Here is a 21,815-nt window from a genome sequence, read left to right as displayed (position 1 = left end):
GTCCAGGAGATGGGTAAATAGCAGGGCGCGCGTACCGGCTGGCGGCCGCGGCGAACCGGCGCATTTTACAGAGCGTGTGTCGCAAGCGGGTTGTCGGAGGAATCCGCCAATGCCTTCGGCGAAACGGTCGTTACAGCATTTGCTCCGGAGATGCTGGGACGAGATATGAGTACAGCCAAAAGAGCTGGCGTGAGAGCGAAGAATGGCAGCAGGTATCTATATTCGCCTGCAGTAGCGAAGACCGCAATGGCGATCAGGTGAATGGCTGCTGGCACGCTGATCAGCAAGGCTGGCAGGTTCTTTTGGCGCACGCCATGCCACAGGACCATGGCCAGCAGCGCGAAGCCCAGCCAGGGCGTCCACAGCAGCCAGCGCCAGGCATGACTTTGGCGAAGCACGCCGCGCAGCGCGGTTTCTGCGGAATCCAGCCTGAAAATCCGCATTTGCGATTGCGCCTGGGTGCGCTTGATCACATAGCGGGCATAGTCGAGCGCCGGAAACCCGCCCTGGGCCAGCGCGGCCGACAGAAGCACATTGACGCGGCTGGCCGTCACATCGGGCAGGTTGTGCCAAAGGTTGTAGCGCAGGAACTCCTGCGCCAGCTCCTTGCGCTGTTCTTCGGTCAGGCTGAAGAGCTGAGGGCCCTGCGGATGGAACACCAACATATCCCAGTAGGCCGGGTCCGAGTAGGCGAGCATGAGCTGGCGCGGAGCATGGCCTTCCAGGATTTCCAAAGTGCGTGCCGACAGCTTGGGCGACTGCAGTACCCAGGGGTCGTTCATGAGGGGTTGCTTTTGCCAGAGGTCGTTCATGGCCCTGGGCTGCAGCAGCTTGACTGTTTCGAAGAGCACAAGTGAATCCGTGGCGCTTTGCGCAGCGGGCCTGTGCATCTGCGTGCCCGCATAGGCCAGAGCACACCACAGGCCGATGATGGCGCACAGCGGCAAGCGGCTTTTGCGGTGGACCAGAAAGATCGCAACCACGGCCGGTGCCAGAAAGAGGATGCCGTTGGCACGCACAAAAACCGAAAACGGCAGTGCCAGCGCGATGAGGGCCAGGCTGGCCCGGCTGTGCCGTTTCTGGCTGCAAATCCACCAAAGCTCAAACAGCAGGGCGCAGGAGGCCACGGCGAAGATGGCGTCTGGATACAGCGTGGCCATGAAATAGACCATGTGAGGGGCCGCGCAGACGAAGACCAGCAGCACGGCGTACAGCAGGCGGTGCCCGCGTGCCCAGTACCAGGCCAACATGCGCGCAAAGAAGAGGGCGCACAGCAATAGGAGGATGGCCACTGGCACTTCCACCCGGTGGGTGACGCCATATGTCCAGCGCACGAAGTAGTACCAGCCCACGCTCTTGCCCGAGCGAAAGTGTTCGGGCCTGTCCACTTCCTGAAGGATGGCCGAACTGTCCTCGCCCAGTACGCCGGGCCAGAAGACCAGCAGCCATACCAGATAGATCAGCACGAGCAGGCCGGCGCTGGCCAGGAAGGCGCGGCGCTCGGTGGAGCCTTCAAGACGGGCCTGCGCTGGCACGGATGCGGAAGTCGGTGGGCCGGTGGCGGGGGTGTATCTGCTGTTCATGGGCCGTTGACGATGCGCTCAGGTCATTGGGTAGTGGCAGTGCGGTCAGCGGTGAGCCGCTCATCTTCTTGATGCCGTCTTGATACGGCCCCTGCCAATCTCAACCCATCCTTGACAGCCCCGGCCCTAGAGTTTTCCCCATCGCAACAACAGGTGCCGCCATGCGGCGCCGATGCGGGAGAAATCCCTATGACCCTGACCGAAATCACCGGATGGCTGGGCGCCCTGGGCGCCCTGGCTGTGTTTGTCTACCTCGGATACGCATTGCTGCGGCCCGAACAGTTCTGAGGTGGCGCAGATGCAAGACCTGATCTTTATCGCCCTGAGCCTGGGCTGCTTCGGGGGCCTGCTGGCCTTCGTGGCGGCGCTGGGCCGGATTTGACTGCCTGAAAGGAGACCGCCATGTGGTTGACCTGGATGGAATATGCACTGGTGCTGCTGCTGATGACGGCGCTGGCCGTGCCCATGGGGCAGTGGCTGGCACGCTGCTTCACGAGTGAGCACCATGCCTGGATCGAGCGGCTGAGCTTTCGCGCCCTGGGCGTGAACCCGGCCGAGCGCATGGGCTGGCAGCGCTACGGGCTGGCGCTGCTGCTGTCCAACGGCGCCATGCTGCTGCTGGGCTATGCGCTGCTGCGCCTGCAGGGCTGGATGCCGCTCAATGCGCTGAGCAATGCGGCGCAGACACCGGACCTGGCCTTCAACACGGCCGTGTCCTTTGTGACCAATACCAACTGGCAGGCGTATTCGGGCGAGAGCAGCCTGTCCAACGCCACGCAGATGGTGGCCATCACCTTCATGATGTTCGCTGGCGCGACCACGGGCGTGGTCGCCGCGGCGGGTGTCATCCGCGGCCTGGCGCGCTCCAGTGCCTCGGACCTGGGCAACTACTGGGTGGACTATGTGCGCATGCTCTGGCGCGTGATGCTGCCGCTGAGCTTTGTGGTGGCCCTGGTCTATGTGTGGCAGGGTGTGCCTCAGACGCTGGATGGCCAGGTCTGGGCGACGACGCTGGAGGGCGCTCGCCAGCAGATTCTTCTCGGCCCCGTGGCCAGCCTGGAGAGCATCAAGCACATCGGCACCAACGGTGGCGGCTTCTTCGGCATGAATGCTGCCCATCCGTTCGAGAACCCCACGCCGCTGACCAACGCATTCCACATCCTGGGCATGCTGCTGATCCCGTCGGCGCTGACCTATGCGCTTGGCTCCATGCTGCTGCGCCGTCGCCAGGGCTGGGTGCTGTTCGGCGCCTGCCTGGTGATGTTCGTTGGCTTTCTGGCGCTGGTGTTCACGGCCGAGCAGGCCGGCAATCCGCTGCTCACGGCCGCAGGTGCCGACCAGCAGATCAGCGCCACCCAGCCGGGCGGCAACATGGAGGGCAAGGAGCTGCGCTTCGGCATCGCCGATACGGCGCTGTTCGTGACCACGACCACGGCCGCGACCACGGGCTCGGTCAATGCCATGCATGACTCGCTGACGCCCCTGGGCGGGCTGGTGCCGCTGGCGCAGATGATGCTCAACTGTGTGTTCGGCGGCGACGGCGTGGGCCTGATCAACCTGCTGCAGTACGCCATCCTCACGGTTTTCCTGGCCGGCATGATGATCGGCCGCACGCCCGAGTTCCTGGGCAAGAAGATCGAGGCGCGAGAGATCAAGCTGGTGATGCTGGCCGTGATGGCGCACCCGATCTCCATCCTGGGCTTCACGGCGTTGGCTGCGGTCTGGCCCGACACCATGGCCAGTCTGACCAACCGGGGGCCGCACGGCTTCTCGGAGGTGCTCTATGCCTATGCCTCGGGCACGGCCAACAACGGTTCGGCCTTTGCGGGCCTGAATGCGAACACGCCGTTCTTCAACACCACCATCGGCCTGGCCATGCTGGCTGGCCGCTATCTGACACTGCTGCCCATGCTGGCCCTGGCCGGCAGCCTGGCGGCCAAGCCCACCGTGCCTGCGGGGCCGGGCACCTTCCCGACGGCCACGCCGCTGTTCATGGGCTTGCTGGTCTTCGTGGTGGTAGTGGTCGGTGGACTGACCTTCCTGCCTTCGCTGGCCCTGGGTCCTGTGGTCGAGCAACTGCAGATGCTGTCAGGACAGGTCTATCCCTGAGCACCCCTGAGCCCGTTTTTTTCCTGGCCGCCTGCTGTGCCTGACACAGCAGCGCGGCGGAGGTTTCCGAAATGCAAGTTCAAACACACACTTCCGGCCCGTTGCCGGTGCTGCGCACCGATGCGCAGGTTCCATCCCAGACCGATGCCGGCGGGCTGCGCTCGCTGTTCGGCCCCAGCCTGCGGTCGGCGCTGTTCGTCGCCGTGGTCACGGGCTTGGCGTATCCGCTGGTCACCACGCTCGTGGCCCAGGCCGCGTTTCCCAAGGCCGCCAATGGCAGCCTGATCACGCGCCAGGGCTCGGTCGTGGGCTCGGCCCTGATCGGGCAGGAGTTCGCTTCGCCCCGTTATTTCCAGGGTCGGCCCAGCGCCACCACGGCGCCGGATCCCGACAAGGCCGATGCCACGGTGGCCGCGCCCTACAACGCCGCGCTGTCGGCTGCCACCAACCAGGGGTCGACCCACGCGGCGCTCAAGGAGTCCGTGGCGGCGCGCGTGGCGGCCTACCGCGAACTCAATGGTCTTGCGGCAGATGCCGCTGTGCCTGTGGATGCCGTGACGGCCTCGGCCTCCGGCCTGGATCCGCACATCTCTGTGGCCAATGCCGAGCTGCAGCTGTCGCGCGTGGCACGCGAGCGCCAGCTGCCTGTGGCCAAGGTCCAGGAACTGCTGCGCCAGCAGATGCAGCCGCGCGTTCTGGGCCTGCTGGGTGAGCCGCGCGTGAACGTGCTGCAGTTGAATCTGGCGCTGGACGATCTCTCGGCCGCGACGCTGCAGCCTGCGGCAGCCAATGCCGCCAAGGAGTAAGCCATGTCGCGCAAAACTGCTTTGTCCCTGTTCGATCCTTCGCTGGTGCGCCAGGCGCTGGGTGACTCCATCCGCAAGCTGGCACCGAGCGCGCAATGGCGCAACCCGGTGATGTTCGTGGTCTATCTGGGCGCCATCTTCACCAGCCTGCTCTGGGCCCAGGCCCTGGCGGGCGAGGGCGAGGCGCCTGCGGGCTTCATCCTGGCCATTGCGCTGTGGCTGTGGTTCACCGTGCTGTTCGCCAATTTTGCGGAGGCGCTGGCCGAGGGGCGCAGCCGCGCCCAGGCCGCGAGCCTGCGCAGCATGAAGCGCAGCACGGTCGCCAAGAAGCTGGAGCAGGCCAGCTACCAAAGCCGCTGGCATCCCGTGGGTGCGGAAGAACTGCGCTCGGGCATGTGGGTGCTGGTCGAGGCCGGCGACACCATACCGCTGGACGGCACGGTGATCGAGGGCGTGGCCTCGGTGGACGAGAGCGCCATCACCGGCGAATCGGCCCCCGTGATCCGCGAGGCCGGCGGCGACTTCTCTTCGGTCACCGGCGGCACGCGCGTGCTGTCGGACTGGCTGGTGGTGCAGATCACCGTGAACCCCGGCGAGTCCTTCCTGGACCGCATGATCTCCATGGTGGAGTCGGCCCGCCGCCACAAGACGCCCAACGAACTGGCGCTGACCATCTTGCTGGTCGGACTGACGCTGCTTTTCCTGCTGGTCATCGTCACGCTGCGGCCCTATTCGGCCTTTGCGGTGGAGCTGACGGGCAGCGGGCAGGTCGTGGGACTGACGGTGCTGGTCGCCCTGCTGGTGTGCCTGATCCCGACCACCATCGGCGGCCTGCTGTCGGCCATTGGCGTGGCAGGCATGAGCCGCATGATGCAGGCCAACGTGATCGCCACTTCGGGCCGCGCCGTGGAGGCGGCCGGCGACGTGGACGTGCTGCTGCTGGACAAGACCGGCACCATCACGCTGGGCAACCGCCAGGCCAGCGAATTCCTGCCCGCTCCCGGCGTGACGGCCGCGCAGCTGGTCGATGCGGCGCAGCTGGCATCACTGGCCGACGAGACACCCGAGGGCCGCAGCGTGGTCGTGCTGGCCAAGGAAATGCATGGCCTGCGCGAGCGTGACCTGGCAACCCTGCATGCCGTCTTCGTGCCCTTCACGGCCCAGACGCGCATGAGCGGCGTGGACATGCCGCAGCCCGACGGCGGCACGCGCAGCCTGCGCAAGGGCGCGGCCGACGCCGTGCGTCGCCACGTCGAAGCCATGGGCGGCAAGTTCCCGCCCGCCATGCTCAAGGTGGTGGAGGATGTGTCGCGGCGCGGCAGCACGCCGCTGGTGGTGGCCGATGGCGCCCGCGTGCTGGGCGTGATCGAGCTCAAGGACGTGGTCAAGCACGGCATACGCGAACGCTTTGCCGAGCTGCGCCGCATGGGCATCAAGACCGTGATGATCACGGGCGACAATCCGCTCACGGCCGCCGCCATTGCGGCCGAGGCCGGCGTGGACGACTACCTTGCCGAAGCCACGCCCGAGGACAAGCTGCGCCTGATCCGCGAACACCAGGCCGCAGGCCGGCTGGTGGCCATGACCGGCGACGGCACCAATGACGCACCCGCCCTGGCCCAGGCCGACGTGGCCGTGGCCATGAACAGCGGCACCCAGGCGGCCAAGGAAGCCGGCAACATGGTGGACCTGGACAGCAACCCGACCAAGCTCATCGAGGTCGTGGAGACCGGCAAGCAGATGCTGATGACGCGCGGCGCGCTGACCACCTTCAGCGTGGCCAACGACGTGGCCAAGTACTTCGCCATCATCCCGGCCGCCTTCGTGGGCACGTATCCGCAGCTGTCGGCGCTCAATGTCATGGGACTGGCCAGCCCGGGCTCGGCCATCCTGAGCGCCGTGATCTTCAACGCGCTGATCATCATCGTCCTGATACCGCTGGCCTTGCGTGGCGTGCCCTACCACGCCATCGGCGCCTCGGCCCTGCTGCGGCGCAACCTGCTGGTCTACGGGCTGGGGGGCCTGGTCGTCCCCTTCATCGGCATCAAGCTGATCGACATGCTGCTGGTGGCTTTCGGCCTGGCCTGATCTTTGGCGGCAAGCCTGCCCGCCCGGGCAGGCACCGCCTTGCTTTCTCTGTACAAAAACCAAGATGAAATCCGCTTCTTCCATGACGGCCGCTTGTGCCGTCCCCCGCTTCTTCCCCCGTGCCTCACTGGCTGCACTGCTGTCGCTGGCGGCTGCGTCCTGCCATGCCCAGGCCGAAACCTCTCCCGTCAACGCTGCCAGTGCCGATGCCCAGCAATCGCCCGCACCCGCCTACGCGCTCACCGGCAGCGTGGCGCTGCTCAGCGACTACCGTTTCCGTGGCATCTCGCAAAGCTGGATGGGGCCGGCGCTGCAGGGCGGGCTGGAGCTGTCGCTGCCGCGCGGCGCCTACCTGGGCGTGTCCGGCTCCAGCGTGTCGCGCCACAGCTATCTGGACGGCCGCGCGCTGGAGCTGGACCTGTACGGCGGCTGGCGCACCGAGCTGCTGCCGGGCTGGACGGGCGACATCGGCCTGCTGCACTACAACTACCCCGGCGCGCGCGTGCCCCGCGGGGATGGCAGCGGCGGCGTGCGCTACGACACCACCGAGGCCTATCTGGGCGTCACCCACGGCGGCTTCAGCGCCAAATGGTCGCTGGCGCTGACGCCTTACTTCGGCCTGCGCGACAGCACGGCGGCCACGGCCTTTGCCGAGGCACTTCCCGGCAGCGGCAGCTCACGCGGCAGCAGCTATCTGGACCTGAACTACCAGCATCCGTTGGGCGACTGGGCGGTGCTGGGCCTGCATGCCGGCCACACGCAGGTGCGCAACTACAGCGAACTGTCGTACGCCGACTGGCGCGTCTCGCTGGCCCGCAGCTGGGGGCCATGGACGGCCACGCTGGCCTGGGCCGGCACCTCGGCCGACACGCGCTACTACCGCGCGGCCAATGCGGCAGGCCAGATGCAAAGCCTGGGCCGCAGCGGCTGGGTGCTGTCGCTGTCGGCGGCGTTCTAGTGTGGGAGCACGCTCTGGTGCTAGGCTGAGAACCATGCCCATTTCGTCCTCTGCCGAGCCGGCGCCGCCTGGTCTGCCGCGCCCCGATCCCGACGCCCTGGTCGCGCGCCTGCGCCATGAGCGGGCGCAGGAGGGGCGGGGCAAGCTGCGCATCTACTTCGGATCGAATGCAGGCGTGGGCAAGACCTACGCCATGCTGGCCGCCGCCCAGCGCGAACGCCAGGGGGGCCGCGAGGTTCTGGTGGGACTCGTGGAAACCCATGGCCGCAAGGAAACGGCGCAGCAGCTGCATGGCCTGGAGCAACTGCCGCTGCGCGAGCTGCCGCACCAGGGACGGACGCTGCGCGAGTTCGACCTGGATGCGGCGCTCGCGCGGCGTCCGCGCGTGCTGCTGCTCGATGAACTGGCGCACAGCAATGCGCCAGGCTCACGCCATCCCAAGCGCTGGCAGGACGTGCAGGAACTGCTGGACGCAGGCATCGATGTCTGGACCACGATCAACGTGCAGCACCTGGAAAGCCTGAACGACGTGGTGGGCGGCATCGTCGGCATCACGGTGCGCGAGACCGTGCCCGACCAGATCTTCGACGATGCCGACGAGGTCATCGTCGTCGACATCTCGCCCGACGAGCTGCTGCGCCGCTTGAAGGACGGCAAGGTCTACATGATGGAGCAGGCCGAGCGGGCCTCGCGCAACTTCTTCAGGCGCGGCAACCTGCTAGCGCTGCGCGAGCTGGCACTGCGCCGCACGGCCGACCGCGTGGACGAGGACATGCGCGACTACCGGCGCGAGCGCTCCATAGGCACGGTCTGGCCTGCGCGTGAGCGCCTGCTGGTGGCCGTGGCAGGGCACGCGGGCGACGACGCCCTGGTGCGCCAGGTGGCGCGCATGGCACGCCGGCTGGATGCTGGCTGGATGGTGGTGTACGTGGACGCGCCCCAGCGCCAGCACCGCCCACGCAGCGTGCAGGCCGCCGTGCTCAAGACCCTGGCCCTGGCCGCGCGCCTGGGGGCCGAGACGGCCACGCTGCCGGGCGCCGATGTGGCCGAGGCCCTGGTTGCCTTCGCGCGCGAGCGCAACGCCAGCCGCCTGGTGCTGGCCCAGCCGCCGCGCCCGGCATGGTCGCCCTGGCGCTGGTGGGGCCGCAGCCTGCCCGACCGCATCGTCCAGCTGCATCCCGACATCGACGTGCTGGTGCTCTCCGGGGGCTCCAGCGCGGCCCGGACCGAGGCCGCGCCTGCCGCACCGCTGCGGCGCAGGCCGCTGCCCTGGAAGGGCTATGCCGGCGTGACCCTGGCCTGCTTGACCGCCACGGTGCTGGCCGAGCAGCTGCTGCGCATCTTCGACCCGGCCAACGTGGTGATGCTGTTCCTGCTCATCGTCGTGCTGTCTTCGTTGCGCTGGGGGCGTGGCCCGGGCGCCTGGGCGGCGCTGCTGTCGGTACTGTGCTTCGACTTTTTCTTCGTGCCCCCGCGCGGATCCTTCCATGTCAACGACACGCAGTACCTGTTCACCTTCGTGCTGATGCTGGGCGTGGCCCTGGTCTGCGGCCAGCTCATGGCGCGGCTGCGCCACGAGGCGCGCGTGGCGGCCGAGCGCGAGCGGCGCGCGGGCGCCCTGGCGCGGCTGGCGCGCGACCTTTCGGGCGCGCTCACGCAGGAGCAGGTGGTGGAGATTGCGCTGAGCACGGTCTCGGGCGTGTTCGACGCCCAGGCCGGGCTGCTGTTGCCCGATGCCGACGAGCGCCTGCGCCCCGCCGGCGGCGGCTCCTGCCCCATGGACGACAGCATTGCGCGCTGGGCCATGGACCACGGCCAGCAGGCCGGCCAGGGCACGGACACGTTGCCGGCCGCGCCGGCCCGCTACGTGCCGCTGGCGGCGCCCGTGCGCATGCGGGGCGTGCTGGTGCTGCAACTGCGTGCGCCCCAGCGCCTGGAGGTGCCCGAGGAGCAGCGCCTGCTGGAGGCCTGTGCCAGCCAGGTGGCGCTGGCACTGGAGCGTCAGCACTTCGTGGCCGTGGCCCAGCAGACCCAGATCGCCATGGAGGGCGAGCGCATGCGCAACACCTTGCTGTCGGCCGTCTCGCACGACCTGCGCACGCCGCTGACCACCATCCTGGGCGCGGCCGAGGCCGCGCAGCGCCATGTGCCGCCGGGCGGCGCAGCCGACATGCTGGAGCAGGTCCGCATCCAGGCCCAGGCCATGCAGCGACTGGTGGAGAACCTGCTGGACATGGCGCGCCTGCAGCAAGGCGGCGTGCACCTGCAGCGCGAATGGCTGCCGCTGGATGAAGTGGTCGGCAGCGCGCTGCGCCAGATGCGCGCGCGCCTGCACGAGCATCCCGTGAGCACCGACGTGCCCGCCAGCCTGCCGCTGCTGCAGCTCGATGCCGTGCTCATGGAGCGCGTGCTGGTCAACCTGCTGGACAACGCCGCCAAGTACACGCCGGCCGGCACGCCGCTGACCATCCACGCACGCGAACAGGACGGCGAGGTGCTTGTGGCCGTGCAGGATGGCGGGCCCGGCCTGCCGCCACACCTGCCCGTGGAGACGCTGTTCGAGCCCTTCACGCGCGGCACGGCCGAGTCCACCGTCTCGGGCATAGGCCTGGGGCTGGCGCTGGTGCGCAGCATTGTCGAGGCCCATGGCGGGCGCATCGAGGCCGCTGCCGCGCGCCCAGGCCCCGGCACCGTGTTCACGCTGCGCTTTCCGGTGCCGGAGCAGCCATTGCTCGATTAGAGTCTTGCGCCATGAGCACGCCCACCAACCGCATCCTGATGATCGAGGACGACCCCGGCATCCGCCGCTTCGTGCGCCTGGTGCTGGAGGACGAGGGCTGGCAGGTCTTCGAGGCCGACAGCGCGCGCCGGGGCCTGATCGAGGCGGCGAGCCGCCAGCCCGATCTGGTCATCCTCGACCTGGGCCTGCCGGATGCCGACGGCAAGCAGGTTCTCACCGAGCTGCGCGGATGGTCCTCCGTTCCCGTGCTCGTGCTCTCCGCGCGCGAGCGCGAGGACGAGAAGGTGGCCGCCCTGGACGCCGGCGCAGACGATTACCTGGTCAAGCCTTTCGGTGTGCCCGAGCTGCTGGCCCGGCTGCGCGTGATGCTGCGCCGCCGCCAGCAACTGGGGCCCGCAGGCGGCGCAGTTGCATCCAGCCAGGTGCACTTCGGCCAGGTGCAGGTGGACCTGGCCACGCACGAGGTGCGGCGTGCGGGCCAGCCGGTGCACCTCACGCCCATCGAATTCCGCCTGCTGGCGGCGCTGATCGCCGCCCAGGGCCGTGTGATGACCCACCGCCAGCTGCTGCTGCAGGTCTGGGGACCCGAATACCTGGGCCGTGCCCATTACCTGCGCGTGCACATGGCCAATCTGCGCCAGAAGATCGAGGACGAGCCGGCCCAGCCGCGCCACCTGGTGACCGAGCTGCAGGTGGGCTACCGGCTTGTGGGGCTGGGCGGTGAGGCATCCCCGGGATCGGTATAATCAGCGCCTCTCCGAGGAGCGTTGCAGCAGGCCCATTCACCAGATGCGGTCTGCGAGGCTCGGAGTCATACCTGCAACGACGCTCGCCCACGCTTTCTGTGCGGTGAGCTTTTTTTCGTCTCCCGCAGAACGTGGTTTTTCATTCATCTTTTGGAGAAAACCATGAACGCTGCTGTTCGTCCCGTTTCCGCCGACACGGCCATCGCTGACATTTCCCTCGCCGCCTGGGGCCGCAAGGAAATCCTGATCGCCGAAACCGAAATGCCCGGCCTGATGGCCACGCGCGAGGAATTCGCCGCGGCGCAGCCGCTCAAGGGCGCGCGCATCGCCGGCTCGCTGCACATGACCATCCAGACGGCCGTGCTGATCGAGACGCTCAAGGCCCTGGGCGCCGACGTGCGCTGGGCCTCGTGCAACATTTTCTCGACGCAGGACCATGCCGCCGCCGCCATCGCCGCCACGGGCACGCCCGTGTTCGCCATCAAGGGTGAATCGCTGGCCGACTACTGGGACTACACCCACCGCATCTTTGAATTCGGCGCCGCCGGTACCGAAGGCGAAGGCCCCAACATGATCCTGGACGACGGCGGCGATGCCACCATGCTGCTGCACCTGGGCATGCGCGCCGAAAAGGACCTGTCCGTGCTGGACAACCCCGCCTCCGAGGAAGAGAAGATCGCCTTCGCCGCCATCCGCGCCAAGCTGGCCCAGGACCCCACCTGGTATACGCGCAAGAGCGCCCACATCATCGGCGTGACCGAAGAGACCACCACCGGCGTGCACCGCCTCAACGAGATGTCGGCCAAGGGCACGCTGAAGTTCCGCGCCATCAACGTCAACGACTCCGTCACCAAGAGCAAGTTCGACAACCTCTACGGCTGCCGCGAATCGCTGGTGGACGGCATCAAGCGCGCCACCGACGTGATGATCGCCGGCAAGGTCGCCGTGGTGGCCGGCTACGGCGACGTGGGCAAGGGCTGCGCCCAGGCGCTGCGCGCGCTGTCGGCCCAGGTCTGGGTCACCGAGATCGATCCCATCAACGCCCTGCAGGCCGCCATGGAAGGCTACAAGGTCGTGACCATGGAGTGGGCGGCAGACAAGGCCGACATCTTCGTGACCACCACCGGCAACCGCGACATCATCCGCCACGAGCACATGGTGGCCATGAAGAACGAAGCCATCGTCTGCAACATCGGCCACTTCGACAACGAGATCGACGTCGCCTCCATCGAGCAGTACCAGTGGGAAGAGATCAAGCCCCAGGTGGACCACATCACCTTCCCTGACGGCAAGAAGATCATCCTGCTGGCCAAGGGCCGCCTGGTGAACCTGGGCTGCGCCACCGGCCACCCCAGCTTCGTGATGAGCGCCTCGTTCGCCAACCAGACCATCGCCCAGATCGAGCTGTTCACCAAGCCCGATGCCTACGAGGTCGGCAAGGTCTACGTGCTGCCCAAGATCCTGGACGAGAAGGTTGCCCGCCTGCACCTGAAGAAGGTCGGCGCCATGCTGACCGAGCTGACGGACGGCCAGGCTGCCTATATCGGCGTGAGCAAGCAGGGTCCCTACAAGCCCGAAACTTATAGGTATTAAGCACCCCCTGAGGCGCTGACGCGCCTTCCCCCTCTCTACCCGCTTCGCGGGGGAGGGGGACGACGCCCTCGCTGCGGGGCGGCCCTTGCTTGGCGTCCCTGAGTTGGGTCGCGCCGGTTTCGGGCATTAGTCAACTGAGATTTCCTGGAGCGACGCTATGCGCGCAGATGTATTTTTGGTGGAAGCCGGCCATGCGGCCACGCGCTCGCAGGCGCAGCGGCTGATTGCGGGTGGCGTGCAGTGGCGCATGACGCCGTTGACGCCGTGGAAGAAGGTCGCCAAGAACGGTGACGAGATTCCCGCAGGTGCCGAGCTGCAGTTGCTGGACGGGGCCGAGGCCCGGTTCATCTCGCGCGGCGGGCTGAAGCTGGAAGGCGCGCTGGCGGCCACCAAGCTGTCGGTGGACGGCCTGCGCTGCCTGGACGTGGGCCAGAGCACGGGCGGTTTCACCGACTGCCTGCTGCAGGCAGGCGCCGCCCAGGTCATCGGCGTGGACGTGGGCCATGGCCAGCTGCATGACCGGCTGCGCTCGGATGCGCGCGTGATCTGCGTCGAAGGCGTCAATGCCCGCGCGGTGACGGCCGAGGGCCTGCAGGAGGCCTGCGAGGAAGTGCTGTCCGAACGCTGGGAAGAAGATCCCGACGACAACGACACCCAGCCCGTGGCGCCCTATGCCTGGATGCGCAACGGCGGCGTGGTCGACGAGGACTACGACGACAGCGACGACGCCAAGGAAAACGAGATCGAGGCCTTCAAGGCCGAGCGCGCGGCCAAGGGCAAGGCGCGCGATGAGGGCACGGTGGCCACGCAGCGCCGCCGCCGCGCCGAGTTTGCCGACGTGGACATCACGCCGCAGTTCGACTTCGTCACGGGCGATCTGTCCTTCATCTCTCTGACCCTGGTGCTGCCGGCCGTCACGCGCCTGCTCAAGCCGCATGGCCAGCTGCTGATGCTGGTCAAGCCGCAGTTCGAGCTGCAGCCGGGCCAGGTCGGCAAGGGCGGCATCGTGCGCGATGCGGCCCTGTTCACCGAGGTGGAGCAGCGCATCCGCACCTGCCTGGGCGAGCTGGGCCTGGAGGTCAAGGGCTGGATGGAGTCGGCCATCGAAGGTGGCGACGGCAACCGCGAATTCTTCGTGCATGCCCAGCAGGCGGCCGTGGTGAAGGAGCCAGAGCAGCCTGAAACGCAGGACGACGACGAGCCCCGCTCGGCCGTGAAGGCAGCTCCTAAGCCGGCCGCGCCTAAGCGCGTGTCCCGCACCGTGCTGCGCGAGCAGCGCAACGAGCGTGTGATCGACACCAGCACCGAGTTCGGCGTGCCCGGTCCGGGCCGCGCCAAGCTGCGCAAACGCAACGAATGAAACACTGAGCAGCGAGTCTTACATGAGCTTTCCGATCAGCTTCGAGTTCTTCCCGACCAAGACGCCCGAGGGCGCGACCAAGCATGTTCAGGTGCGCAAGAACCTCTATGCGCGCAAGCCCCAGTTCTGCTCCGTCACCTATGGCGCGGGCGGCTCCACGCAGACGGGCACCTTCGCCATGGTGCGTGACATCCAGAACGAAGGCGTCAGCGCGGCATCGCATTTCTCCTGCGTGGGCGCCACGCACGACAAGGTGCGCGCCGAACTGCAGGAGCTGAAGGCCATGGGCGTGCGCCGCATCGTCGCGCTGCGCGGCGACCTGCCCAGCGGCTATGGCCTGGGTGGCGAATTCCAGTACGCCAGCGATCTCGTGGAATTCATCCGCCGCGAGTTCGGCGACTGGTTCCACATCGAGGTGGCGGCCTACCCGGAGGTCCATCCGCAGGCGAAATCCCCACAGTCCGATCTGGATGCGTTTGCGGCTAAAGTGCGCGCTGGCGCGGATTCCGCGATCACCCAATATTTCTACAATGCCGACGCCTACTGCCGTTTCGTTGATGCGGCGCGCGGCATGGGGCTTGATGCACCGGTTGTTCCCGGCATCATGCCCATCACCAGCTCTACGCAGCTGATGCGCTTCTCGGACGCCTGCGGCGCCGAGATCCCGCGCTGGATCCGCCTGCGTCTGCAGGCTTACGGAGATGACACGGCGTCCATTCGCGCCTTCGGCCTTGATGTCGTGTCCCGTCTATGCGAGCAGTTGCGCAGCCAGGGCGCTCCCGGGCTGCACTTCTATACGATGAACCAGAGCGTCGCCACGCTGGAAATCTGCGATCGATTGGGCCTTTGAGCGCGTAGCCACTGCGCCGGCCCCGGGCGACCCTCTAGAACTTGGGAACGGTCAGGCGTTCCCTGGAGGTTTTGCCCATGGATCGTGGTTTTCGACGCCTGCACTGGCGCTGGCTGGCCATGTGCGCCATCACCGCCACCCTGGCCGGCTGCGCGCCGGCTCCCGTGGCACAAAGCGATGCCGAGTCCGGCGCCCTGACCGCAGGTGCGGCGGCAATGGATGAAGGCCAGACGCCAGCGGCCGTGCCCTCGGCCGGCAAGCGCGGTGGCCGCACATCGCGGGCCGCGCAGCCGGCCAGCAAATCCCCGGATGCCAAGCCCTCCGAGTCGGCCTCGCCCGAAGACAGTGCCGAGGCTCCCTCCAATCCCGACTTCGCCCTCGTGCCCTCGCGCGACAGCGACCAGCAAGGCCTGGCCTCCTGGTATGGCCCGGGCCTGCATGGCCGGCTGACCGCCAGCGGCGAGCGTTTCGACAAGGAAGAATTGACGGCCGCGCACCGCAGCTTTGCCTTCGGCAGCCGCGTCTGCGTGCGCAGCGCCGCCACGGGCAAGACAGTGGTGGTGCGCATCAACGACCGCGGGCCGTTTGCGCCTGGCCGCGTGATCGATCTGAGCCAGGCCGCAGCGCAGGAGCTGGGCATGGTCGGCCTGGGCATCAAGCCCGTGGAGCTGTGGCAGCTCGACGATGGTGAGCAGGAATGCCCCGAAACCCTGGTCACGGCCAGGAAGGCCAAGTCCATCGAGAAGACGCAGCAGGCCAAGGCACAGGCACAGACAACACAGGCACGGACCCGGGTTCATGCCAAGGCGCCGGTGCGTCCGCGTGTCCAGGCCAAGGCGCCTGCCCCCAGGCCCAATGCACGCACGGCCGTGGCCAGCCGTGCCGTCCCTGCCGACAAGCCGGTGGCGAAGGCTGCGGCGCCCGCCGCTGCCTCGTCCACCGCAGTGGCCTCTGCGGCCTCGAACGCGCGCTGAACGGGTTCAGCCGCCGGATTCGAGCGTGAAGGCCGCGTTCTCGTCCTGACCGAGCAGCTTGACCAGCTGCGGCATGGCCGGCTTGAGCTGTTCCTTGAGATTGAACGGCGGATTGATCAGGAACATGCCGCTGGCCGGCAGGCCGCCGCGCTCCGAGGTCTTGTTGCTCTTGACCGTGAGCTCCACATGCAGCCAGCTCCTGCCGGCCTTGGTGGTCATGGTCTTCAGGCGGCGCGGCAGATCGTGCGCCTCGGGGCGCGGGATGATCGGATACCAGAACGCATACGTGCCTGTGGCAAAGCGCTTGAGGCTGTCAGCCGCCATGTCCAGCACCTTGGCGTAGTCGCTCTTGAGCTCGTAGCTGGGGTCGCACAGCACCAGGGCTCGGCGCGACGGCGGCGGCAGGAATTTCTTGATGCCCTCGAAGCCGTCCTCGTGCAGCACGGCCACCTGGCGGCCCGCTTCGAGCTGGGCAATGTTGCCGGCCAGCGAGCGCATGTCGGTGGGATGCAGCTCGAAGACCTTGAGCTTGTCGCGCTCCTGCACGCGCAGCAGGGACTGGATGATGAACGGCGAGCCCGGATAGTTGCGCAGCTGCGCTCCCTGGTTGAAGGAACGCACCGAGGCGATGTAGGCCTGCAGCACCGGGGCCAGCTCGGACTCCTTGGCCTGGGCCAGGCGCAGGATGCCGTCTGCGGCCTCGCCGCTCTTGTTGGCATAGTCGCCATCCAGACGGTACAGGCCGGCGCCGGCGTGCGTGTCCAGCACCGTGAGGGCGGCCTCCTTCTGGAGGAGGTATTGCAGGGTGGCGATCAGCACGGTGTGCTTGAGCACATCGGCATGGTTGCCTGCATGGAAGGCGTGGCGGTAACTGAACATAGGCGTGATGGTAACCAGCCGCGCTGGCGGGTGGACACCCATGGCGGCTGCAAGGTTGCCCGGCGCTGGCGCCTCGCGGCGAGGGCTGCCGGGGACTTGCGGATCGGGGGGATGGTGCGGTTGCGCCAGTTTTGTATAATGGCGGGCTTCGCAGCGATTTTATGGGTCCCGCGGCGAAGTTTACATCCCCGCCTAAGAGGCTTCCTTTTTGAAGAAGCACCGACCGCGGAAAAGGGCCCGCCAAACCTTTCTTGAAAGAGAAAACTCATGTCTACATTCAGCGCAAAGCCCGCTGAGGTGCAACACGAGTGGTTTGTGATTGACGCCACCGATAAGGTGCTCGGACGTGTCGCCAGCGAAGTGGCACTCCGTCTGCGCGGCAAGCACAAGGCCATTTACACACCTCACGTTGACACCGGCGACTTCATTGTCATCATCAACGCCTCCAAGCTCAAGGTCACCGGCACCAAGAACCTGGACAAGGTGTACTACCGCCACTCTGGTTTCCCCGGCGGCATCACTGCCACCAACTTCCGCGACATGCAGGCCAAGTTCCCCGGCCGCGCTCTGGAAAAGGCCGTCAAGGGCATGCTGCCCAAGGGTCCCCTGGGCTACGCAATGATCAAGAAGCTCAAGGTGTACGGCGGTGCTGAGCATCCCCACACCGCCCAGCAGCCCAAGGCTCTGGAAATCTAAGGAGACCTAGATGATTGGTGATTGGAACAATGGCACCGGCCGTCGCAAATCCAGCGTCGCACGCGTGTTCCTGAAGAAGGGCTCCGGCAAGATTACCGTGAATGGCAAGGACATTCAGGAATACTTCGGCCGCGAAACCTCGATCATGATCGCAAAGCAGCCCCTGGCTCTGACGAGCAACCTGGAAGCTTTCGACATTCAAGTGAACGTCCACGGTGGTGGTGAATCCGGCCAGGCCGGCGCTACCCGCCACGGCATCACCCGCGCCCTGATCGACTATGACGCAGCGCTCAAGCCCGTCCTGAGCCAAGCCGGCTTCGTGACGCGTGACGCTCGTGAAGTCGAACGTAAGAAGGTCGGCCTGCGCTCCGCACGCCGCGCCAAGCAGTTCTCCAAGCGTTAATCCGCTGGCACTGCAGGAAAGTCCCCCGGGGCTTTCCCCAGAAAAAAACCGCCTTTGCCGGCGGTTTTTTTCTGGGCGATGCAAACCTTTCTCATTCAGTGGGCAATTCCCCCACTTGCACTGTCGTCAAGCCGGCAGCCCCGGGAATTCCCGAGCCCTTTGCTGTACCATTCGGGCCAATTGAGAACTTCGGAGTATCCCCATGAGCGCCGTCGCAGAAATCACCGAAACCACCACCGCCGAAATGCCCACCCCGATCGTCTTCACCGACAGCGCAGCTGCCAAGGTGGCCGATCTGATCGCCGAGGAAGGCAACCCTGACCTGAAGCTGCGCGTGTTCGTGCAAGGTGGCGGCTGCTCGGGCTTCCAGTACGGCTTTACCTTCGACGAGATCACCAACGAAGACGACACGACCATGACCAAGAATGGCGTGTCGCTGCTGATCGACGCCATGAGCTACCAGTACCTGGTGGGTGCCGAGATCGACTACAAGGAAGACCTGCAGGGCGCGCAGTTCGTGATCAAGAACCCCAACGCCTCCACCACCTGCGGCTGCGGATCGAGCTTCTCGGTGTAAGCCGTGTCGGCCGCGCTGCAGTGAAGCCCGCAGCAGCCCGCCGCACAACACGCCACCAACCGCCGCGCAGCAATGCGCAGGCGGTTTTTTAACGCCTGCGCCCTCCCTGCCTTGCCATGATTCCTGAAGACAAAAGCGCTTCCGCCTCCACCACATCCTCCTCGCGTTCGGTGCTCCTATGGCTCGTGGCCATCGGCTTTTTCATGCAGACGCTGGACGGCACCATCGTCAATACCGCGCTGCCCACCATGGCCGAGGCCCTGGGCGAGAGCCCGCTGCGCATGCAGTCCGTCATCGTCGCCTATTCGCTGACCATGGCCATGCTGATCCCGGCATCGGGCTGGATGGCCGACCGCTTCGGCACGCGGCGCGTCTACCTGTGGGCGATTGCGCTGTTCGTGCTGGGATCGGTGCTGTGCGCGATTGCTCCCAACCTGCAGCTGATGGTGGCCGCACGCGTGCTGCAGGGCATGGGCGGTGCGCTGCTCATGCCCGTGGGCCGGCTGGCCGTGCTGCGCGCCTTTCCGCGCGAGCAGTTCCTCAAGGCCATGAGCTTCGTGGCCATTCCCGGCCTGGTCGGGCCGCTGATTGGCCCCACGCTGGGCGGCTGGATGGTGGAGTACGTGAGCTGGCACTGGATCTTCCTGGTCAACGTGCCCGTGGGCCTGATCGGCCTGGCCGCCACGCTGCGCTTCATGCCCGTGGGCGACCGCTTCGCCGTCAAGCGCTTCGACGGCGTGGGCTATGCGCTGCTGGCCTTCGGCATGGTGGCCGTGTCGCTGGCGCTGGACAGCATGTCGGGCAAGGGCATCCACGGCGCCATGGTCTTCGTGCTGCTGATCTTCGGCCTGGCCAGCCTGGCCGCCTACTGGCTGCATGCGCTGCGCCGGCCCGACCCGCTGTTCGCCCCCGAGCTGTTCGCCGTGCGCAGCCTGCGCGTGGGCCTGCTGGGCAATCTGTTCTCGCGCCTGGGCAGCTCCTGCATGCCCTTCCTGATCCCGCTGGTGCTGCAGGTCTGCCTGGGCTTTTCGCCGCTGCAGGCCGGCATGATGATGCTGCCCACGGTGCTGGCCAGCATGGCCATGAAACGCCAGACCACCACGCTGATCCAGCGCATCGGCTACCGCCGCGTGCTCATGGGCAACACCCTGGTGCTGTCGCTGATGATCGCCAGCTTCGGCACGGTCTCCACGGCGCTGCCGCTGTGGGTGGTCATCGTCCAGCTGCTGATCTTCGGCGCCACCAACTCCATGCAGTTCACGGCCATGAACACCGTCACGCTCAAGGACCTGGATGCCGGCAACGCCAGCAGCGGCAACAGCCTGCTGTCCATGGTGCAGATGCTGGCCATGGGCATGGGCGTGGCCGCCGCAGGTGCGGTGCTGGCCGGTTTCAGCGAATGGTTCGGCGGCGATACGCCGCAGCACACCCTCAATGCCTTCCGCGCCACCTTCGTCTGCATGGGCGCGGTGACGCTGGCCTCGACCATGATCTTCTCGCAGCTGGGCGACGATGAGGATGTGCGGCCCAAGCCTTTGGAGCCGGCCGAGCACGAGTGAGGGCTGTGCATAGCTTTTGAACCCTGAACCGCTGCAATCCACACTTTTGTTGCGGGTTTACCCTTGTTTTTGGTAAGGATATATGGCAGCCCGCATAGGAAATATCGAGGCCGTCTTATGCGTTTGGGCGGGGCTGGACTTAATCTCGCGTACATCCGCAGGACTTACGCAAGCAAGAACGCAAACACGCCATCGCCACAGGGCCAGCGGCTTTCTTCCTCGGAATTTGCGTAAGTCGTGATCCGAACAGTCCACGCACCAGCAGTTGCCCCCACGAGCATGAGCCAGAGCCCCAGTTCCCAACCCATCCGCTTCTATCACCGCGGCCAGATCGTCGAGGTACAGGGGCCGCATCCCACGCGCTCGGTGCTCGACTGGCTGCGCGGCGACGCGCGCTGCACCGGCACCAAGGAGGGCTGCAACGAAGGTGACTGCGGCGCCTGCACCGTGGTCATCGCCGAGCTGGCCGAAGACGGCGCGCCCGACGCCGTGGGCGGCCTGCAGCTGCAGACGGTCAATGCCTGCATCCAGTTCCTGCCCACGCTGCACGGCAAGGCGCTGTTCACGGTGGAGGACGTCAAGGGCCAGTGCGCCGGCAAGCAGGGCTGTGCCACGGGCGAGCCCGCAGGCGGTGCCGAGCTGCACCCCGTGCAGCAGGCGCTGGTGGACTGTCACGGCTCCCAATGCGGCTTTTGCACGCCGGGCTTCGTGATGTCGCTGTGGTCGGCCTACGAGCACCACCAGCAGGCCGGCACGCGTCCCTCGCGCCAGCAGCTGGCCGACGAGCTGTCGGGCAATCTGTGCCGCTGCACGGGCTACCGTCCCATCCTGGACGCAGGCCAGCGCATGTTCGACCTGCCCGCCACGCGCATGGCCACCGACCCCGTGGTGCAGGCACTGCAGGGCCTGCGCGCGCAGGATGCCGGCCTGGACTATGCCGCGCCCAACGCCGCGCAGGGCGGCCGTGTGGACAGCTTCCACGCTCCGCGCACGCTGGACGAGCTGGCCGCCGTGTGCGAGGCCAAGCCCCGCGCTCGCCTGCTGGCAGGCTCCACCGATGTGGGGCTGTGGGTGACCAAGCAGTTCCGCGACCTGGGCGACATCGTCTATGTGGGCGACGTGGCCGAGATGAAGCGCGTCGAGGAGCGCCGCGGCGCGGGCAGCCTGGACGGCGGCGAGCTGTACATCGGCGCCGGTGCCTCGCTGGAATCGGCCTGGTCGGCGCTGTCGCAGCGCTTCGAGGGGCTGACCGATGTGTGGCTGCGCTTTGCCTCCGTGCCCATCCGCCATGCGGGCACCATGGGCGGCAACGTGGCCAATGGCTCGCCCATTGGCGACTCCCCGCCCGTGCTGATGGCGCTGGACGCGCAGATCGAGCTGCGCAAGGGCGCGCGCGTGCGCCGCATGCCGCTGCATGACTTCTATCTGGACTACATGAAGAACCAGCTGGAACCGGGCGAGTTCGTGCAGGCACTGGCCGTGCCGCTGGACGCTGCACGGCGCCAGACCCGTGCCTACAAGATCAGCAAGCGCTTTGACTGCGACATCTCGGCGCTGTGCGCAGGGCTGGCCATCGAGCTCGATGGCGAGGTGGTGAAGTCCGCCCGCCTGGCCTTTGGCGGCATGGCCGCCGTGGTCAAGCGTGCGGCCCTGGCGGAGGCGGCCATCGTGGGCCAGCCCTGGGACCAGGCCGCAGTGAAGGCCGCCCAGGCCGCGCTGGCCCAGGACTTCAAGCCCATGTCCGACATGCGCGCCAGCGCCGACTACCGGCTCAAGGTGGCGCAGAACCTGCTGCAGCGCCTGTGGCTGGAGACACGTCCGCAGCAGCCGCTGCCGCTGCAGGCCACCAGCGTCTGGAGCGTGATGCCCCACGCAGTGCACCAAGGAGCCTGAA

The 21,815-nt window shown here is 67.0% G+C and carries 18 protein-coding genes and 1 riboswitch; of the genes, 16 read left to right on the top strand and 2 right to left on the bottom strand.

From position 1 onward, the window contains the following. Positions 1-65: 65 nt before the first annotated feature. Positions 66-1,583 (bottom strand): hypothetical protein, encoded by a 1,518-nt coding sequence (locus tag ACF8NF_RS23640; RefSeq protein WP_392451361.1) that lies wholly within the window; start codon positions 1,581-1,583, stop codon positions 66-68. Between the two features lie 189 nt (positions 1,584-1,772). Here ACF8NF_RS23640 and ACF8NF_RS23635 point away from each other — a divergent pair, with 189 nt between their 5' ends. The 11 genes from ACF8NF_RS23635 to ACF8NF_RS23585 all read left to right on the top strand — a co-directional run bounded on the left by ACF8NF_RS23635 (position 1,773) and on the right by ACF8NF_RS23585 (position 15,807). After that, positions 1,773-1,871 (top strand): potassium-transporting ATPase subunit F, encoded by a 99-nt coding sequence (locus ACF8NF_RS23635; protein ID WP_013800438.1) that lies wholly within the window; start codon positions 1,773-1,775, stop codon positions 1,869-1,871. A gap of 114 nt (positions 1,872-1,985) precedes the next feature. Further along, the gene (gene kdpA, locus ACF8NF_RS23630; RefSeq protein ID WP_016448469.1) at positions 1,986-3,692 is read left to right on the top strand and encodes a potassium-transporting ATPase subunit KdpA; all 1,707 of its coding nucleotides are present in this window, start codon (positions 1,986-1,988) and stop codon (positions 3,690-3,692) included. A gap of 71 nt (positions 3,693-3,763) precedes the next feature. Further along, positions 3,764-4,498: a potassium-transporting ATPase subunit KdpC gene (gene kdpC / locus ACF8NF_RS23625; protein WP_154833388.1), complete on the top strand. Its 735-nt coding sequence runs from the start codon at positions 3,764-3,766 to the stop codon at positions 4,496-4,498. 3 nt (positions 4,499-4,501) lie between these two features. Beyond that, the gene (gene kdpB, locus ACF8NF_RS23620; protein ID WP_016452759.1) at positions 4,502-6,586 is read left to right on the top strand and encodes a potassium-transporting ATPase subunit KdpB; all 2,085 of its coding nucleotides are present in this window, start codon (positions 4,502-4,504) and stop codon (positions 6,584-6,586) included. An 82-nt stretch (positions 6,587-6,668) separates the two neighbouring features. Then, positions 6,669-7,544, top strand: a complete 876-nt coding sequence (locus ACF8NF_RS23615; RefSeq protein ID WP_016448466.1) for a TorF family putative porin — start codon at positions 6,669-6,671, stop codon at positions 7,542-7,544. Positions 7,545-7,578: 34 nt separating this feature from the next. Beyond that, positions 7,579-10,284 (top strand): sensor histidine kinase KdpD, encoded by a 2,706-nt coding sequence (locus ACF8NF_RS23610; RefSeq protein ID WP_016448465.1) that lies wholly within the window; start codon positions 7,579-7,581, stop codon positions 10,282-10,284. An 11-nt stretch (positions 10,285-10,295) separates the two neighbouring features. Further along, positions 10,296-11,030, top strand: a complete 735-nt coding sequence (locus tag ACF8NF_RS23605) for a response regulator (RefSeq protein ID WP_392451360.1) — start codon at positions 10,296-10,298, stop codon at positions 11,028-11,030. A gap of 7 nt (positions 11,031-11,037) precedes the next feature. Next, positions 11,038-11,122, top strand: a riboswitch (S-adenosyl-L-homocysteine riboswitch). Positions 11,123-11,192: 70 nt separating this feature from the next. Next, on the top strand, positions 11,193-12,623 hold the full coding sequence (gene ahcY, locus ACF8NF_RS23600) for an adenosylhomocysteinase (protein ID WP_016448463.1): 1,431 nt from the start codon (positions 11,193-11,195) through the stop codon (positions 12,621-12,623). 157 nt (positions 12,624-12,780) lie between these two features. After that, a complete protein-coding gene (locus ACF8NF_RS23595) occupies positions 12,781-13,983 on the top strand; it encodes a TlyA family RNA methyltransferase (RefSeq protein WP_016452756.1) in 1,203 nt (400 codons plus the stop codon). A 22-nt stretch (positions 13,984-14,005) separates the two neighbouring features. Next, a complete protein-coding gene (metF, locus tag ACF8NF_RS23590; RefSeq protein ID WP_016448461.1) occupies positions 14,006-14,833 on the top strand; it encodes a methylenetetrahydrofolate reductase [NAD(P)H] in 828 nt (275 codons plus the stop codon). A 77-nt stretch (positions 14,834-14,910) separates the two neighbouring features. Continuing rightward, positions 14,911-15,807, top strand: a complete 897-nt coding sequence (locus tag ACF8NF_RS23585) for a septal ring lytic transglycosylase RlpA family protein (protein ID WP_392451359.1) — start codon at positions 14,911-14,913, stop codon at positions 15,805-15,807. Between the two features lie 6 nt (positions 15,808-15,813). Here the strand turns inward: ACF8NF_RS23585 and ACF8NF_RS23580 are convergent, their stop codons facing one another. After that, positions 15,814-16,686: a 23S rRNA (adenine(2030)-N(6))-methyltransferase RlmJ gene (locus ACF8NF_RS23580; protein ID WP_017406717.1), complete on the bottom strand. Its 873-nt coding sequence runs from the start codon at positions 16,684-16,686 to the stop codon at positions 15,814-15,816. A gap of 267 nt (positions 16,687-16,953) precedes the next feature. Here ACF8NF_RS23580 and rplM point away from each other — a divergent pair, with 267 nt between their 5' ends. The 5 genes from rplM (at position 16,954) to xdhA (ending at position 21,814) form a co-directional block, all read left to right on the top strand. Beyond that, positions 16,954-17,382, top strand: a complete 429-nt coding sequence (gene rplM / locus ACF8NF_RS23575) for a 50S ribosomal protein L13 (protein ID WP_012207711.1) — start codon at positions 16,954-16,956, stop codon at positions 17,380-17,382. A 10-nt stretch (positions 17,383-17,392) separates the two neighbouring features. Next, on the top strand, positions 17,393-17,785 hold the full coding sequence (rpsI, locus tag ACF8NF_RS23570; RefSeq protein WP_012207710.1) for a 30S ribosomal protein S9: 393 nt from the start codon (positions 17,393-17,395) through the stop codon (positions 17,783-17,785). Between the two features lie 202 nt (positions 17,786-17,987). Beyond that, the gene (gene erpA, locus ACF8NF_RS23565; protein ID WP_016448458.1) at positions 17,988-18,362 is read left to right on the top strand and encodes an iron-sulfur cluster insertion protein ErpA; all 375 of its coding nucleotides are present in this window, start codon (positions 17,988-17,990) and stop codon (positions 18,360-18,362) included. A gap of 116 nt (positions 18,363-18,478) precedes the next feature. Further along, positions 18,479-19,921: a multidrug transporter subunit MdtD gene (gene mdtD, locus ACF8NF_RS23560; protein WP_016448457.1), complete on the top strand. Its 1,443-nt coding sequence runs from the start codon at positions 18,479-18,481 to the stop codon at positions 19,919-19,921. 279 nt (positions 19,922-20,200) lie between these two features. After that, a complete protein-coding gene (gene xdhA, locus ACF8NF_RS23555) occupies positions 20,201-21,814 on the top strand; it encodes a xanthine dehydrogenase small subunit (RefSeq protein ID WP_392451358.1) in 1,614 nt (537 codons plus the stop codon). The last annotated feature ends 1 nt before the right edge of the window (position 21,815 follow it).

Source organism: Delftia sp. WSY_22 (genome assembly GCF_043104185.1).
Taxonomy (GTDB): Bacteria; Pseudomonadota; Gammaproteobacteria; order Burkholderiales; family Burkholderiaceae_C; genus Comamonas; species Comamonas tsuruhatensis.
Note: the sequence above shows the minus strand (reverse complement) of the source record. Positions and strands in the feature narration are given on the sequence as shown.